The organism is Paraburkholderia dioscoreae (assembly GCF_902459535.1).
Taxonomy (GTDB): Bacteria; Pseudomonadota; Gammaproteobacteria; order Burkholderiales; family Burkholderiaceae; genus Paraburkholderia; species Paraburkholderia dioscoreae.
This window is the reverse complement of sequence record NZ_LR699554.1, coordinates 2,677,190-2,691,760: the sequence shown is the minus strand read 5'-3', so window position 1 is coordinate 2,691,760 and position 14,571 is coordinate 2,677,190. Positions and strand designations below refer to the sequence as shown.

At 61.8% G+C, this 14,571-nt stretch carries 13 protein-coding genes and 1 pseudogene; 7 read left to right on the top strand and 7 right to left on the bottom strand.

Annotated elements, in window-relative coordinates; all coding sequences use genetic code 11:
• The first annotated feature begins 23 nt into the window (after nt 1-23).
• The 3 genes from PDMSB3_RS32245 to cls all read left to right on the top strand — a co-directional run bounded on the left by PDMSB3_RS32245 (nt 24) and on the right by cls (nt 2,799).
• Nucleotides 24-884, top strand: coding sequence for an H-NS family nucleoid-associated regulatory protein (locus PDMSB3_RS32245; RefSeq protein WP_165189063.1), 861 nt, complete (start codon nt 24-26; stop codon nt 882-884).
• Nucleotides 885-906: 22 nt separating this feature from the next.
• Entirely contained in the window at nt 907-1,392 is a 486-nt protein-coding gene (locus PDMSB3_RS32240) for a hypothetical protein (protein ID WP_165189061.1), read from the top strand.
• 144 nt (nt 1,393-1,536) lie between these two features.
• A complete protein-coding gene (gene cls, locus PDMSB3_RS32235; protein ID WP_007177948.1) occupies nt 1,537-2,799 on the top strand; it encodes a cardiolipin synthase in 1,263 nt (420 codons plus the stop codon).
• 16 nt (nt 2,800-2,815) lie between these two features.
• Here the strand turns inward: cls and PDMSB3_RS32230 are convergent.
• From PDMSB3_RS32230 to PDMSB3_RS32220, 3 genes and pseudogenes are all read right to left on the bottom strand, one after another.
• A pseudogene (locus tag PDMSB3_RS32230) lies at nt 2,816-3,265 on the bottom strand (hypothetical protein); the annotation flags it as partial.
• Between the two features lie 13 nt (nt 3,266-3,278).
• The gene (locus PDMSB3_RS32225) at nt 3,279-3,935 is read right to left on the bottom strand and encodes a response regulator (RefSeq protein WP_007177946.1); all 657 of its coding nucleotides are present in this window, start codon (nt 3,933-3,935) and stop codon (nt 3,279-3,281) included.
• A gap of 2 nt (nt 3,936-3,937) precedes the next feature.
• Nucleotides 3,938-5,347, bottom strand: coding sequence for a cache domain-containing protein (locus PDMSB3_RS32220; RefSeq protein WP_007177945.1), 1,410 nt, complete (start codon nt 5,345-5,347; stop codon nt 3,938-3,940).
• Nucleotides 5,348-5,606: 259 nt separating this feature from the next.
• Between PDMSB3_RS32220 and PDMSB3_RS32215 the strand changes: the two genes are divergently transcribed.
• Complete coding sequence (locus PDMSB3_RS32215) at nt 5,607-5,804, top strand: DUF3311 domain-containing protein (protein ID WP_007177944.1); 198 nt, start codon at nt 5,607-5,609, stop codon at nt 5,802-5,804.
• Nucleotides 5,801-7,282 (top strand): monocarboxylate uptake permease MctP, encoded by a 1,482-nt coding sequence (mctP, locus tag PDMSB3_RS32210; RefSeq protein WP_007177943.1) that lies wholly within the window; start codon nt 5,801-5,803, stop codon nt 7,280-7,282. The genes PDMSB3_RS32215 and mctP overlap by 4 nt, the downstream gene beginning before the upstream one ends.
• Before the next feature lie 130 nt (nt 7,283-7,412).
• On the opposite strand, the gene PDMSB3_RS32205 is transcribed toward mctP, so the two are convergent.
• Nucleotides 7,413-8,363 carry a LysR family transcriptional regulator gene (locus tag PDMSB3_RS32205; RefSeq protein ID WP_007177942.1) on the bottom strand — a complete coding sequence of 317 codons (951 nt, stop codon included), beginning with the start codon at nt 8,361-8,363 and terminating at the stop codon, nt 7,413-7,415.
• Nucleotides 8,364-8,672: 309 nt separating this feature from the next.
• On the opposite strand from PDMSB3_RS32205, the gene PDMSB3_RS32200 reads away from it, so the two are divergent.
• Nucleotides 8,673-10,130 (top strand): putative bifunctional diguanylate cyclase/phosphodiesterase, encoded by a 1,458-nt coding sequence (locus tag PDMSB3_RS32200; RefSeq protein ID WP_007177941.1) that lies wholly within the window; start codon nt 8,673-8,675, stop codon nt 10,128-10,130.
• Here the strand turns inward: PDMSB3_RS32200 and PDMSB3_RS32195 are convergent.
• Nucleotides 10,127-11,110, bottom strand: a complete 984-nt coding sequence (locus PDMSB3_RS32195; protein WP_165189057.1) for an aldo/keto reductase — start codon at nt 11,108-11,110, stop codon at nt 10,127-10,129. The genes PDMSB3_RS32200 and PDMSB3_RS32195 overlap by 4 nt on opposite strands.
• Before the next feature lie 147 nt (nt 11,111-11,257).
• On the opposite strand from PDMSB3_RS32195, the gene PDMSB3_RS32190 reads away from it, so the two are divergent.
• Nucleotides 11,258-12,181 (top strand): LysR family transcriptional regulator, encoded by a 924-nt coding sequence (locus tag PDMSB3_RS32190; protein ID WP_007177939.1) that lies wholly within the window; start codon nt 11,258-11,260, stop codon nt 12,179-12,181.
• Here PDMSB3_RS32190 and PDMSB3_RS32185 read toward each other — a convergent pair.
• Nucleotides 12,162-13,394 carry an NAD(P)/FAD-dependent oxidoreductase gene (locus PDMSB3_RS32185; protein WP_007177938.1) on the bottom strand — a complete coding sequence of 411 codons (1,233 nt, stop codon included), beginning with the start codon at nt 13,392-13,394 and terminating at the stop codon, nt 12,162-12,164. The genes PDMSB3_RS32190 and PDMSB3_RS32185 overlap by 20 nt on opposite strands.
• 5 nt (nt 13,395-13,399) lie before the next feature.
• Nucleotides 13,400-14,311 (bottom strand): LysR family transcriptional regulator, encoded by a 912-nt coding sequence (locus PDMSB3_RS32180; protein ID WP_007177937.1) that lies wholly within the window; start codon nt 14,309-14,311, stop codon nt 13,400-13,402.
• Nucleotides 14,312-14,571: the final 260 nt, after the last annotated feature.

Sequence of the window (14,571 nt, the reverse complement as noted above, 5' to 3'; positions counted from 1 at the left end):
ATTACCACATAAGGAGCAATCAAATGCCCACTTTAGAGCAAATTCAGGCAAAGCTTCGAAAGCTTCAGGCGCAAGCTGACGTTCTTATTGCCAGGAAAGCACAAGCGGCTGTCGACCAGATTCGCGACCTGATGCTTAAACATGGCCTCACTACCGCGGATATCGAAGCGCGCGCAAAGGCAAGACGTGCCGCCGGAGGTTTGAACGGCCACGCTGGTAATGGCAAGGCGAAAGCCGCCGGCACCGGCAAGGCAATTGCAAAGTACCGCGACCATAAAACCGGTGCGACCTGGACGGGTCATGGCCGGGCGCCGGGTTGGATTGCCGGCGTGAAGGACCGCACTCAATTCCTGATCGAAGGCGCGAGCGAACTGAAGTCGGCGGCAAAGGCTGTCGTTACTCATGCGAAAGCGAGTAAAGGTCAGCCGAAAGGCGCACAACCGCCCAAGTACATCAATCCGAAAACGGGTGCTACCTGGAGTGGCCGTGGTCCGGCGCCGGCATGGCTCGCCACGGTCAAGGACCGCACCAGGTTCCTGATCGACGGCGCCTCGGCAACGGTGGCCGATGCCGGTCAGCACGCCGCAAAGAAGGCCGGCAAAGTGAAGTCGGCGGCTAGCGGCGTAGCAGGCAGGAAAGCCGCAGCCCGAAAGGTCGTCGCAAAGAAAGCGGTGACGGCCAAAAAGACGGCTACAAAGAAAGCCACCGCGGCAGGCGTGAAAGTAGCGGCAAAGAAAAGCGCGGCAAAGCCGGCCGCGAAGAAGACTGCCGCGACCAAAGCGGCAAGGAAAGCGCCGGTCCGCAAGAGCGCAGCCACAAGCAAAGCCGTCGCGACAGGTGCCGCCGCGGCGCCGCAAGCCTCGGCCGCGCCAGCCAGCGCATGAGCGTAACGGAGTCGTGAAGTAGATGACCAGTACGCTCGAATCACCCCAGCAGGAAGACCAGGTCGTCCTGCTGGACGGCGTTCCTCGTCCGGCAGAAGATGCCGCTGAACCGTTCATTGTCGCCAGTGACCGCCGGGTTATTGTCGCTTATCCGATTGCGGAATCCGACTTTGAACGGTTCGGACCATTCGATGCCGAGGATGATCCTTTCTGCACGGTGCTATTTGCGGACGCGGTGTTTCATCGCCTGGGTCCGCCCGGCGACGGCGATCTCGACATTCATCCGCTCGCTTCGCAAGGACTGGTGGGTTACTCGGTTCACGAAGTCATCCATTCGTCACTTGCTGGCGAGCTTGCCGAGGTTGCATCGGTGGGACCTGCAAAGCGCCATTTCGTCATTACATTTCAGGTATCCACGTTCGAGTGCGTGGCGTCGGACTATACCGTGGTCGGTGTCTACGGCGCGGGTGAAATTGCCAGCCGGGAAGCATTCGCGCTGGTCAGGTAATGACGCCGAGTAGCAAGGCGCGGGCCTGCAACGGGCACGCGCAATGCGTCCTGCGTTCGTCGTAGAGGCCGGGCGATGTCCGGTTTCCGTCAAACCGCAGGGCGCGCATGCGACGCGTCCCGCCGAATAGCGTCGAGGCCGCGCATGCTGGCAATTCCCATTACCGCGTTCGTCACGCTCGTCATCATATTGGTGATTGCCAATTTATCGAGCGGTGAGAAGAAGATCGAGCATAAGATCGAACGCCTCTATGCAAGCGACGATCCGCAATTCCTTCGTTCAATGGGTTTGTTGCTCGGGCCGCCGGTCATCTCGGGCAATCGCTTCGAGATGCTGCTCAACGGCGATCGCATTTTTCCTTCGATGCTGGAGGGCATTCGTGGCGCACGTCGAACCATTACGTTTGAAACCTTCATTTATTGGTCCGGCGAAATCGGCGAGCAGATTGCGCAGGCACTCGCGGATAAAGCGCGCGAAGGTGTCGCGGTGCATGTACTGCTCGACTGGGTCGGTTCGTCGAAAATGGACAAGCGCTATCTGAGTCTGCTTCGCGATGCGGGCGCGGAGGTGATTCAGTATCACAAGCCTCATTGGACCGGCCTTGGCCGCATGAACGACCGCACGCACCGCAAATTGCTGGTGATAGACGGGTGTATCGGTTTTACGGGTGGTGTGGGTATTGCGCCGGAGTGGACCGGTCACGCGGAAAACGAAAAGCATTGGCGCGATACGCATTTCCGCGTAGCGGGTTCGGTGGTCGGCCATATGCAGGCCGTGTTCATGGACAACTGGGTCAAGGCAACCGGCAATGTGCTGCACGGTCCCGCCTATTTCCCCGATATCGAGCCAATGGGCGACGGGCTCGCGCATATGTTCAGCAGTTCGCCCTCGGGCGGCAGCGACGATATGCAATTGATGTATCTGATGGCGATCACGGCGGCTACGCATTCCATTCATCTGGCGAGTGCCTATTTCGTCCCCGATAAGCTCACTATCAATGCCATTGTCGAGGCGGCGAAGCGCGGCGTGAAAGTGCGGATCATCACGCCCGGAAAACGCATCGACACACACACCGTGCGCGAAGCATCGCGCGCGTGCTGGGGCGATCTGCTCAAAGCGGGCGTGGAAATGTTCGAATATCAACCGACCATGTTTCACTGCAAATTGCTGGTGGTGGACGAATATCTGGTGTCGGTCGGCTCCACCAATTTCGACAGCCGTTCGTTCAAGCTCAACGACGAAGCGAATCTGAACATTTACGACCGCGACTTCGCGAAGCAGCAAACCAGCATTTTCGCCGACGATTTAACGAAGTCGCAGCAGGTCACGCTCGAAGCATGGATGCATCGCCCGTTCACTGAAAAGCTGATCGAAAAGTTCGTGCCGCTGCTGGATACGCAGTTATAACGAAGCAATACAAGCGCTAATTGCCCGGATTGAGCACAGGTTTATCCGGGTCCGCAAGCGTCCTGTACGGGAGTTGTGCCGCATGCGGATCGTTCGTCGTGTCGTCGATCACGCGCTCGACGTCCGCGGTTTTCGCGAGTTCGGTGAAAAAGCTCCGCTTGTCGAAACCCGGTGCGACGCAGCCTTGTACATAGATGAAACGGCGTTGCAGCGTCAGCCACAGCGTCGACTGTTCGCGCCAGTGCGTAGCGAAGTTAATGTTGGTCAGGCGCCGCTGCACGGCGTCGGCGATCTCCACGTCGTACAGGTACGCGTTCGACAAACGGCAGCGGCCTTCCACCCAACAGCTATTGCCGCGCTCGATCCGGTAATGGCTGTCGTCGAGCCATTCCTGCTCCGTTTCGAGCGGGCCCAAAGGCACAGGACAGTCGCTAACCGCTTTGGAAATCTGAAAGAACGGATCGTGTGTTTCATCCTGATCAACTCCGGGTGTTGGGTGTGCGCCGGTTCTCGACCGCGAACTTGATCAATTCGGCCTGACCTTCAATATCGAGCTTGCGTTTCAGATTCAATCGATGCGTTTCCACTGTCCGCACGGAGAGTTCATTGCGTTGAGCGATCTGTTTGCTCGACAGGCCTTCGGCGAGCGCGTCGAGAATGTCGCGCTCGCGTGGTGTGAGCCGTTCGACCGGCGATTGCGTCGCGGAGGCCTGAATCAGACGTGCCCCCAGTCCCGCGCTGAAAAACGATTTGCCTTCCAGCACCGCGCCGATTGCCTGAATGATTTCGGTAGCAGGCGAGTCCTTGAGCACGTAGCCGCTGGCGCCCGCGCGGACCGCCTGGGTCACGTACTCGAGATTGTCGTGCATGGACAGCATGAGAACGCGAATCGCCGGAAAGCGTTCGTGAAACATGCCGGCCAGCGCGATGCCGTTCATTCCGTTCATGCCGACGTCCATCAGCACGAGATGGGGCTCCGCGCTGGCGGCGAGGGCGAGCGCTTCCTGCCCATTGCCGGCTTCGCCGACGACTTCGAGGTTGCGCACTGCTTCGAGCCGCGCGCGCAGGCCGTCGCGTACGAGCGGATGATCGTCGACGAGAATCAGGCGGGCAATAGCGGGTGAGGTGTCGTTCATTATCAGGTTTCCTGCAAGGCCGGCAATGTCGGCTCGGTCGATCCGAGCGGGACGCGCGCGGTGACGAGGGTGTGGCCGGCTTGGGAACTGAGCGACAGTGTGCCGCCCAGCGCTTCGAGCCGTTCGCGCATATTGCGTAGTCCCACGCCCGAGCGCCGGCCAACGAAGGCATGCGCCACGTCGAAGCCGCGCCCGTTGTCCGCGATGGTCAGCGTGACGGCGTCGCTCGACACTTCCAGTGTGAGTGCCGCGTTCGACGCCTGCGCGTGACGTACGATATTCGTCAGCGCCTCCTGGGCGATCCGGAACAGCACGGTATTGACCGTGTCCGGCAACACCGCCGCATGGGTGTGGGCGATCTGTGTAAAGCCGATCGCGATGCCGGACTGCTCGCTGAGTTCGCGCGTGAGTTGTTCCAGCGCGGCCGCCGCACCGAGGTCGTCCAGCATCGACGGACGCAGCGCGTGAGAAATGCGCCGCACTTCGCGCAAGGTGTCCCCGAGCCGCGTGAGGCTGGTGGTGAGCGCGGCTTCGGCCGCGGGCACGCGCACTTCGCTGCGCTCGAAGCGCGCCAGCGCGGATTCGAGCAGCAGCTTGACGGACACCATCATCTGGCTGATGCCGTCGTGCAGTTCACGCGACAGGCGCGCCCGTTCGTTTTCCTGCGACTCCACCACCTGCTGCGCAAGCCGTTTCAGTTTGGCGTCCGCGCTGCGATATTCGGTCACGTTGAGCACGAGCGCGCACAGCGCGATCACGGCGAGTCCGGCCACGGCGATCGCGTCGATCCATTTCATCGTACGATCGATGTTGGCCGCCGCGCGTTCGTCGATATGCGCGAGCGTGCTGTCCACGTCGTCGAGATAGATGCCGGTGCCGATCATCCAGCCCCAGCGTTCCAGCGGCACCACGTAGCCGAGTTTCGACGCCACCTTGCCCGTGGACGGACGATGCCACAGGTAGCGCACATAGCCGCCGCCATGCGAGGCGGCGGCGAGCAGTTGCTGGATCGTCAGCGCGCCTTGCGCATCGCGCAGCGCCCAAAGGTCGCGCCCCACGAGGTCGGGCTCGCGCGGATGCATCAGCGAACGGCCATGCATGTCATACACGAAGAAGTAGCCGTCCTTGCCGAAGTCCATTTTCTCCAGAACCTCAAGCGCGCGTGTGCGCAGCATCGCGTCGTCGCGCGCATTGTCCTGGCCGGCGTTGTAGAGCGGCGCGATCGCGGTGGTGGCAAGCTCGACGTAATGCTTGAGCTCGATTTCCTTGCTGGCCATGTACGCGGCCTGGGTGGTCGTGTGTTGCGTCTCGGCGAGCGCCGTGGCTTCCTGGCGCACACCGGTTTCAATGCTGGCGATGGCGGCCAGAAAGGGCACGATGGCCAGCAGGACAATCTTTGCTTTGAGTTTCATCGTTGAAAAAACGGCCGACGGGCTACGTAGTATTACGTATCCGACTTACGTAGTTGCGCGCTTGTAAGGACGCTTACGAAGGCGAATACTACATCCCCGCGGCGTAGTGCGCCTTGCGGGCGGTTGCGCCTGTCGTCGCGCGCTTGCGCGGCGCAAAGAGCACATTCCGGTTTTGCCGGCTAATATCAGGTAACCGGTTTCCGCGTGCCGGACCACGAGTCGCGGCGCGCGGCTTCAATAATAGACTTAGGAGAAGTTTGTGGAGACCTCCCAACCTGCCGGCCGTTCATGGCTATGGCTGATCCTGCTGATCCCGTACATCGCGTTGTTGTGGCTGCCGTTTTATAACGACACGCGTCCTTCGTTCGCCGGCTTTCCGTTCTTTTACTGGTATCAGTTCTTGTGGGTGCCGTTGACCTCGCTACTGATTTACGTCGTGTACCGAGGTGTCAAATGAACGATCTGAATCCTGTTAATCCGGTTGCGATGACCGTCTTTATCGCGTTCTTCGTTCTCGTCACGGTGATCGGCTTCTTTGCCGCGCGCTGGAAACGGGGCGATCTCACGCAGTTGCACGAGTGGGGTCTCGGCGGCCGCCAGTTCGGCACGGTCATTTCGTGGTTCCTCGTGGGCGGAGACTTCTATACCGCTTATACGGTGATTGCGGTGCCCGCGCTGGTCTATTCGGTGGGCGCGTATGGCTTCTTTGCGCTGCCGTACACGATCATCGTCTATCCGTTCGTGTTCGCGGTGATGCCGAAACTGTGGAAGATCGCTCACGCGAAAAACCACATCACGGCAGCGGACTACGTGCAGGGCGAATATGGCGGCAAGTGGTTCCCGGCAGCGGTCGCGTTGACCGGCATTATCGCGACAATGCCGTATATCGCGCTGCAACTGGTGGGCATGCAGGTGGTGATCAAGGGGCTCGGCGTGACCGGCGAAATGCCGCTGATCGTCGCCTTCGTGATTCTCGCGCTCTACACCTATGCGAGCGGCCTGCGCGCGCCGGCAATGATCGCGTTCGTGAAGGACATCATGATCTACATCGTCGTGATCGCGGCGGTGTGGCTGATTCCGGCCAGGCTCGGCGGCTACGCGCATGTGTTCGACGCGGCCGATACGTACTTCAAGGCCAAGGGCGGCGCGACCGGCATCATACTGAAGCCGACGCAATTCACCGCGTATGCATCGCTGGCATTGGGCTCCGCGCTGGCGGCGTTCATGTATCCGCATACGATGACTGCGGTGCTGTCGTCCTCGTCGGCGAATACCGTGCGCAAGAATGCGATCTTCCTGCCGGCGTATACGTTGCTGCTGGGTCTGATCGCATTACTCGGCTATATGGCGATCGCGGCCGGCGTGCATGTGAAGTCGGCTTCGGACATGGTGCCGGCGCTGTTCAACACGCTGTTCCCGTCGTGGTTCGTCGGCTTTGCAGCGGCGGCGATTGCGATCAGCGCGCTGGTGCCGGCAGCCATCATGTCGATCGGCGCAGCCAATCTGTTCACGCGCAATTTGTGGCGTCCGCTCGTTTCGCCGAATATCTCGCCTGAAGGCGAGGCTTCCACGGCGAAGATCGTTTCGCTCGTCGTGAAGTTCGGTGCGCTGCTGTTCATCGTGTTCCTGCCGACGCAGTACGCGATCGACCTGCAACTGCTGGGCGGCGTGTGGATTCTGCAGATCTTCCCGGCGATCGTGTTCTCGTTGTACACGCGTCGTTTGAACACGCCGGGTCTGTTCCTCGGCTGGCTGGTCGGGATTGTGATCGGCACCGGGCTGGCGATTTCCCAAGGCCTCAAGCCGGTGTTCGCGCTGCATTTCGGCGAGGCGGTCTATCCGGTGTATATCGGCCTGATCGCGCTGGTGGCCAATATCGTCGTGAGTTTTGTCGTGTCGGTTCTGTCGCCGCGCAGGGTGGTGGCTGCTGCCTGACGGATTGACGGCCAGGTGGAAGAACGCCGCGAACTTCGTTGTTCGCGGCGTTTTTTATTGTGGGCGCTTTTCTCCGAGGCCCAGCGCTCAACTCCGCCGGTCCCACCGGACCTGGGTTGCGCGTCGGCCGCTAAACCAGTATTTCCACCGAATGCGCTGCGCGGAGAATGTCCGGCGTTCGGACCCATGATTCGTCGCGGATCGTCTCGATCAGGCAGTCGGTAAAGCAACTCGCTGCCGCGTCCGAAGGCTGACCCGCGCGCGTGATGATCCCGACCGTCGACTCGTCGAGCTGCTCTCGCACAGGGATCGCGCATAGGCCGTCGCGGGCTGCGCATAGCTCGATGAGCGGCCACGGAAAGATGCTGACCATGTCCATGCGCTTGAGCAACGGCACGGCGACGGTCAACGAGTGAAGAAAGTGAATGCTGCGCGGAGCGGGTAAGCCGTGCCGGGCGAACATCCTGTATGGCGCCTGTCCTTCTGTTTCGGGGTCCAGTGTGACGAGCCAGTCGAGATCGAGCAGATCGGTCAGCGACCGGCTGTCCGCGCGCGGGTGATCCTGCCGCGCGACAACCGCCAGGCTCGAAGAAAACAGCGGCTGGTAATTGAATTCGTAGTTAGCCGTTCCCGGCGTTTGCCTGCCGACATAGATGTCGAGGCTGCCGTCGCGCAAACGCGGGTTGGCGATTGCGAGCAGGCCCTCGAATACTTCCAACTGGATGTCCGGCATCCTTTCGCGAAAGCGTGCAGCCGCCTCCGGGAGAAACGTCATCGCAACCCATGCCGTCACGGCGATAGAGAGGCGTCCGTGCGGATCGCCTCGCATCGCGTCGACGGCTTGATGCGCACGCGTCATTTGCGCGACGATAAGCCGCGCATGTGTCAGCAGTGCCTGCCCGCATTCCGTCAGTGTCACGCCTGATGAAGTGCGTGCGACGAGTTGCATTCGTACGGCTTCCTCCAGACATTGAAGACTTTGAGTGATGGCGGCGGGCGAGGAATTGAGCAGCTTCGCGGCCCCGCGGACGCTGCCCGCGTCGGCGATGGCGACAAGCGCACGTAACTGATGAATTTTCATTTGATTGTGTGGTTCGTGCGGCATACGGCCACGTGTTCACCTTTGCTTTACGCGTTCACTCACGCAAGCCATTTGCGCACAGACGGCGCTGGGATATCGTGACAGCACTATCACGACTTCCCGCCCCCGGGGTGTTTGTATCATGCCGTTCGCCGAAGTCTCCATGCTCCTGTTCCATCTGTCAATCCGCTATGCGTATTCGAGCTTTTCGCTCATGTACGGCGGCCGAGGCGGTCGGCACTGTTGCAATTGACCGACGCCTTTCAGGCTATTCTCCCTGCACGAAGGGTTAAGCACAGGAGTGCCAAGATGATCGACCCAGCGACCGTTGCGCGTATGAAAGCGAGTGCGCAGGATTCAGTCTCCTGCTTGCCTCACGAGGAGGCTGCACTTCCTGTGCGCTATAGTTCGAATACTGTCCGGCCGAACGCTATTCACCACTCGGGCTACGCGCTGGTACTGGATTCGCTCACCCGTTTGCACAACCGCGTCTACATTGCCGAATGCCTTCAGCAGTTGCTGAAATCGCCGCGTGCCGCACGCATTGCCGTACTGTCAGTCAATCTTGATGGCGTCGGCAGGATCAACGATATCGGTGGCTATGATCTCGGCGACAGCGTCTTGCGCGACGCCGCGAGCCGGCTCGCCGGATTGATCGGTCAACACGGTCTGCTGGGCCGGATTGGTGGCGAGGGCTTTATTATCGTCGTCGATGACCACGGCAACCCGCTTGCGCCTGGCGCATTCGCGCGGCGAATCTTCGACCTGTTCACGGCGCCGTTCGAGGTCGCCGGCGCGGAGTATTACGTGAGCGTGTCGATCGGCATTGCCCTCTCTGTCCATGAACCTCGCGACGCTTCCGCACTGATTCGCGACGCCGGCTCGGCAATGCGTCATGCAAAGCAGTACGGCCGCGGCCGCGCGCAATTTTTTACGAAAGATATGCAATGCCAGTTGCAACGCCGCTTCAGGATCGAAGCGTTATTGCGCCACGCGCGCGCCGCCGGTGAATTGAAGCTCGTTTATCAACCGATAGTCGACAGTGCTTCGGGCGAGACGGTGGGCGCCGAAGCGCTGCTGCGCTGGAGCAACAGCGAGTTGGGCGACGTCGCACCCGCCGAGTTCATCCCGGTTGCCGAAGAGGGCGGCCTGATGGAGAGCATTGGCGACTGGGTGCTGGAACAGGCCTGCGCTCAGGCCGGTCAATGGCGTTGGAGCTTCGCGCCGCATGTCGCTGTCTCCGTGAATATTTCGCCACTGCAGTTCAACGAACATCTCGTGCGGCACGTTGCCGCGTGCCTTGAACGCAGCGGGCTCGATGCATCGGCGCTGCAACTGGAAATCACTGAGCGTGTGTTGATGCCGGACGACCCGGCTGTGTCGGCAACCGTGACGGCGCTTGCGGAGCTTGGCGTCAAGCTTTCTATCGACGACTTCGGTACGGGCTATGCGTCGCTGTCGTATCTGAAGCGCTTCGCCTTGCACAACCTGAAGATCGATCGCTCTTTCATTCAGGGTCTGCCGCACGATCGCGAGTCGGTCGCGATCACGCATGCAGTGGTGACAATGGCGCACGCCCTCGGTATGACGGCGACAGCCGAGGGCGTGGAAACGCGCGAGCAGGCAACGGTTCTCTTCGAGATGGGTTGCGATATGTTGCAGGGCCACCTGTTCAGCCATCCCGCCAGTCCGGCTGACTTTGCCGACGCGTTGTCGGACGCGGACCTCGGCAATAAATGGTGCGCCGTGCCGCAAAGCAATCCTTAGCGATCCACACGCTGCTGCCATTGCGCCGGATAGCGATCGCCCACCACTTCGATAGGCCGCAGCGCGGCTTCGATCGCGCTCAGGTCGTCGGCCGACAGGTCAAGCGCAGCCGCGCCGACGTTTTCCTGCAAGCGACGCAGTTTGGTCGTCCCCGGAATCGGCACGATCCACGGCTTCTGGGCAAGTAGCCAGGCGAGCGCGATCTGCGCACGCGTGGCGCCCTTCGATTCGGCGAGCCGGCCCAGCACTTCGACGAGGCCCGCGTTGGCCTTGCGGTTTTCCTCGGAAAAGCGCGGCACGAGGTTGCGGAAGTCGGTTGCGTCGAAGGTGGTGCCCGCGTCGATCGCGCCGGTCAGAAAGCCCTTGCCGAGCGGACTGAACGGCACGAAACCGATACTCAGTTCTTCCAGGGTGGGCAGCACCTTTTGCTCAGGCTCGCGCCACCACAACGAATATTCGCTTTGCAATGCGGCCACCGGTTGCACCGCGTGCGCCCGGCGGATCGATTGCTCGCCCGCTTCGGACAAACCGAAGTGCTTCACCTTGCCCTGCCGGATCAGATCCTTGACAGTGCCCGCGACATCTTCGATCGGCACGTTCGGATCGACTCGATGCTGGTAGAACAGGTCGATGCGGTCGGTCTTGAGGCGTTTCAACGAGGCCTCGGCGACGGCGCGAATATTCTCGGGCCGGCTGTCGGTCGGCTTCTTCGTGTCGCCGTCCTGAAAGCCGAACTTGCTGGCAATCACGATGTGGTCACGGAACGGCGCCACGGCTTCGCCGACCAGTTCCTCGTTGACGAACGGCCCGTAGCACTCGGCGGTGTCGAAGAAGGTCACACCCTGCTCGAAAGCGGCCTGAATCAGTTTGATGCCGGCGGCTTTCTCCGTGGCGGGACCGTAGCCGAAGCTCAAACCCATGCAGCCGAGACCAATTGCCGACACTTCGAGACCAGCGTTGCCCAGTTTGCGTTTTTGCACGTTCTTTCTCCTTGGCGGATGCCGCGCGTGCCGCTCCGTCGGGAGGGGCGGACGCGTCGCGCGACGTTCACGGCCTCAAGCTTAGGGTGATGTGCTCCGCTCAACAATACGGCTAGAATCGCAAAGGGTTATGAGGAAAATTCATCTATGCTGCGCGCCGGTCTGTCCGAACTCACTGCTTTCATCGCGATTGCCCACCAGCGCAGCTTCAGCGCGGCCGCGCGCACGCTGGGCGTGTCGCCATCGGCGCTCAGCCATGCCATGCGTGGCCTAGAGGCGCGTCTCGACGTGCGGCTCTTCAATCGCACGACCCGCTCGGTGGCATTGACCGAAGCGGGCGAGCAACTCCTGCGGCGCGTCGGGCCGGCGATCGCCGATCTCGAAGACGCAGTGAACGAAGCGGCTTCCGCGCGCAATCGCCCGTCGGGCTCGATCCGCGTCAGCGCATCCGAATCCGCGGCGAGACCCCTGGTTCAGCACGTGTTGCCCGGTTTCCTCGCGACGTATCCGGACATTCACGTGGAATTCGTCGTGGATACGCGGCTCGTGGATATCGTGGCCGAGGGTTTCGACGCGGGCATTCGTGTCTTGCAGGACGTGCCGCGCGACATGATCGCCACGCGCTTCGGCCCGGACATGCGGTTCATCGCGGTGGCTTCACCGGATTACGTCGCGCGCCATGGAAAGCCGGAAGCGCCGCACGATCTCGCGCAGCACCGCTGTATCCGCTTCCGCTTCGAAAGCGGTGCGCTCTACCGTTGGGACCTCGAATATCGCGGCAAAAGCGCCAGTGTCGACGTCGATGGTCCCATGACGCTGGGCAATCTGAACCTGATGGTCGAGGCGGCGCTGGCCGGCATCGGCATTGCCTGGGTGTCGGACCAGTTGGCCGCGGAATATCTGGCTTCGGGCCGGCTCGTGCAGCTGCTTGCCGAATGGAGTCCTTCGTTTCCGGGACTGTGCCTCTATTACCCCGCCAATCGCCATCCGCCGACTGCGCTCAGGCTATTCGCGCAGGCAGTGCGGGAGTGGGCGAATGGCGAGCCCGCCATTAGAACCGTTCCACGCTGAACGGCCGCGGGTCCACCACGGTGGCTTCACCGGTCATCATTTCGGCGATCAGGCGGCCAGTTATCGGACCCAGCGTCAGACCATGATGGGCGTGGCCGAACGCGAACCACAAGCCGTCATGTTTTTTCGCGGGCCCGATGATCGGCATCATGTCCGGCGTGCAAGGGCGCCGGCCCATCCAGGGTTCGTCGTCCAGACGCTCGCCCAGCGGAAACAGCGTGCGGGCAATCGGCTCGACGGCGGCGAGTTGCGTCGGCGTTTTCGGCGCGTCGCGATCGGCGATTTCGGCGCCCGTCGTCAGGCGGATGCCGCGCGCCATCGGAGCCAGCACGTAGCCGTTCTCCGCGTCGAGCACCGGGTGATGCAAACAGGCCGCCCCCTGCGGCGCGTAGTGCATGTGGTATCCGCGCTTGACCGCAAGCGGCAGGTGGTAGCCCAATCGCGCAGTGGCGCGATCCGACCACGGCCCCAACGCCACGACCGCGGATGAAGCCGAGATCGTTCCCGCTTCCGTATCGACCTGCCAGCCATCGCGAAGGGTGTCCGCATCGCCGATGAAAAACCGTCCGCCCAGCGCTTCGAAGTACTTCGCGTAAGCGGTGACGAGCGCGTTCGGGTCGCTCACGGAATCGGATTCCGGATAGCGCACGCCGCCGAGAAGCGTTTTGTCGAGATCGGGTTCGAGCTGCTGCAGGCGCGCGGCGTCGAGCGTTTCGAACTCGATGTCGTATTCCCGATGCCACCGTTCGGCAACGCGTGTCTCGTCATCCCGAACCGCTTCCGTGCGAAACACTTTCATCCAGCCGATCGGGCGCAGCAGCGCGCTCGCGCCGGCGTCGGCGGCGAGCGCGCGGTGCTCGCTCACGCAATGCTCGATCAATGTAGCGTACGACTTCGCAATGGCGGCGTGTCTCGCCGGGTGAGAGTTGCGCCAGTATTGCCACAGGAACGGCGCCGTCCTGAAGATGGCGTCGGCATGGTAGCGAACGTCCGGCGACTGGTTGCGCGCGTAGCGAAGCAACGTGCCGAACCCGCGAGGAAACGCGTACGGATAAACGCCCTCGCGCTGGATCAGCCCGGCATTGCCGAACGACGTCTCATTGCCGGGCAGCTTGCGATCGACCAGCGCGACCTGGCGGCCGCGTTTCTGCAGATGCACGGCAATGCACACGCCGACAATGCCCGCCCCGAGCACAACGGTATCGAATTTCATTCTATTTACGTGCCTCGCTTGAAGTCACTTTGTTCGAAGATTTCCGCGATCCAATCGACAAACGTTCGGGTCGCGCCGCTTGCATTTCGACCATGCGGATACACGATCGAGACCGGCACCGCCGAAGATCGCGCGGTTGCCAGCACTTCTTTCAGACGTCCTGATTTCAGATAGGGCAGCGCGACGAACTCCGAGAGCTGGATGAGTCCGAGTCCTTCCAGTCCGCACTGCAGATAGGCCTCTGTTTCATTCACCGCAAAGCGGCTTTGCATGGCGATCGTGAGGTCTTCGCCCTGCACATGGAAGCGCCAGTCGAGCGGACGGCCGGTCGCGTTCGAGATGTAGTTGACGGCATGGTGATCGGTGAGCGCGCCGACGGTTGCGGGCTCGCCATGCGCTGTCAGATAACGCGGCGAAGCGCAGGTGATCCAGCTCAGCTCGCCCAGCCGCCGGGCGGTCAGGCTCGAATCCGCCAGTTCGCCGGTGCGGATCACGCAATCGATGCCGTCGTAGATCAGATCCGCGGGCCGGTCGCTCAGACCCAGCACGAGCTCGATGCCGGGAAAGCGCTGTGCGAATTCGTGCAGCCTCGGCAGGACCATTGCGCGGCCGATGACTCCCGGCATGTCGGCGCGCACACGTCCACGCGGGGAAGCGGTGTCGGCGGACAACTCGCCTTCCACGCGTGCAATCTCCGCGAGAATCGCACGGCAGGACGCGTAGTACCGCTCGCCCGCATCGGTCAGACTCAGCGTACGGGTACTGCGCCGGAGCAGTGTCGTACCCAGCTCCCGTTCGAGACTTTTGATGGTCGTGGTGACCGACGAACGAGGCAGCGAAAGCGTCTCCGCAGCCTTGCTGAAGCTCTGAGCCTCGACGATGCGTACGAAGGTCGTCATTGCTTGAAGTTTGTCCATGAACGGGGCACCTGTCCGGGTTCGCGCAGCGCCATCCACAGGCGCGTCGAGGTGGGCGTTCATCTTACATGGAGTCGTCCGCATGGCAGGTCGAAGCCGGCTGGTTCGACGCGGACGCTTTATCAATTCCGTGCGGGCGAACAATGCCGGCCACTCGCGCGCCTAGACTCCGGAACGTCCGGCTGACTCCTGCGTTCGGCGTTCTGCGTGACGCCACTGCGCAGCGTCTTGCCGGTGACGGCGGATCGCGCGGGCGAACG

Coding starts and splice junctions, on each gene's coding strand:
- PDMSB3_RS32245 (WP_165189063.1), top strand. CDS start 24: ATGCCCACTTTAGAGCAAATTCAGGCAAAGCTTCGAAAGCTTCAGGCG.
- PDMSB3_RS32240 (WP_165189061.1), top strand. CDS start 907: ATGACCAGTACGCTCGAATCACCCCAGCAGGAAGACCAGGTCGTCCTG.
- cls (WP_007177948.1), top strand. CDS start 1,537: ATGCTGGCAATTCCCATTACCGCGTTCGTCACGCTCGTCATCATATTG.
- PDMSB3_RS32225 (WP_007177946.1), bottom strand. CDS start 3,935: ATGAACGACACCTCACCCGCTATTGCCCGCCTGATTCTCGTCGACGAT.
- PDMSB3_RS32220 (WP_007177945.1), bottom strand. CDS start 5,347: ATGAAACTCAAAGCAAAGATTGTCCTGCTGGCCATCGTGCCCTTTCTG.
- mctP (WP_007177943.1), top strand. CDS start 5,801: ATGAACGATCTGAATCCTGTTAATCCGGTTGCGATGACCGTCTTTATC.
- PDMSB3_RS32205 (WP_007177942.1), bottom strand. CDS start 8,363: ATGAAAATTCATCAGTTACGTGCGCTTGTCGCCATCGCCGACGCGGGC.
- PDMSB3_RS32200 (WP_007177941.1), top strand. CDS start 8,673: ATGATCGACCCAGCGACCGTTGCGCGTATGAAAGCGAGTGCGCAGGAT.
- PDMSB3_RS32190 (WP_007177939.1), top strand. CDS start 11,258: ATGCTGCGCGCCGGTCTGTCCGAACTCACTGCTTTCATCGCGATTGCC.
- PDMSB3_RS32185 (WP_007177938.1), bottom strand. CDS start 13,394: ATGAAATTCGATACCGTTGTGCTCGGGGCGGGCATTGTCGGCGTGTGC.
- PDMSB3_RS32180 (WP_007177937.1), bottom strand. CDS start 14,311: ATGGACAAACTTCAAGCAATGACGACCTTCGTACGCATCGTCGAGGCT.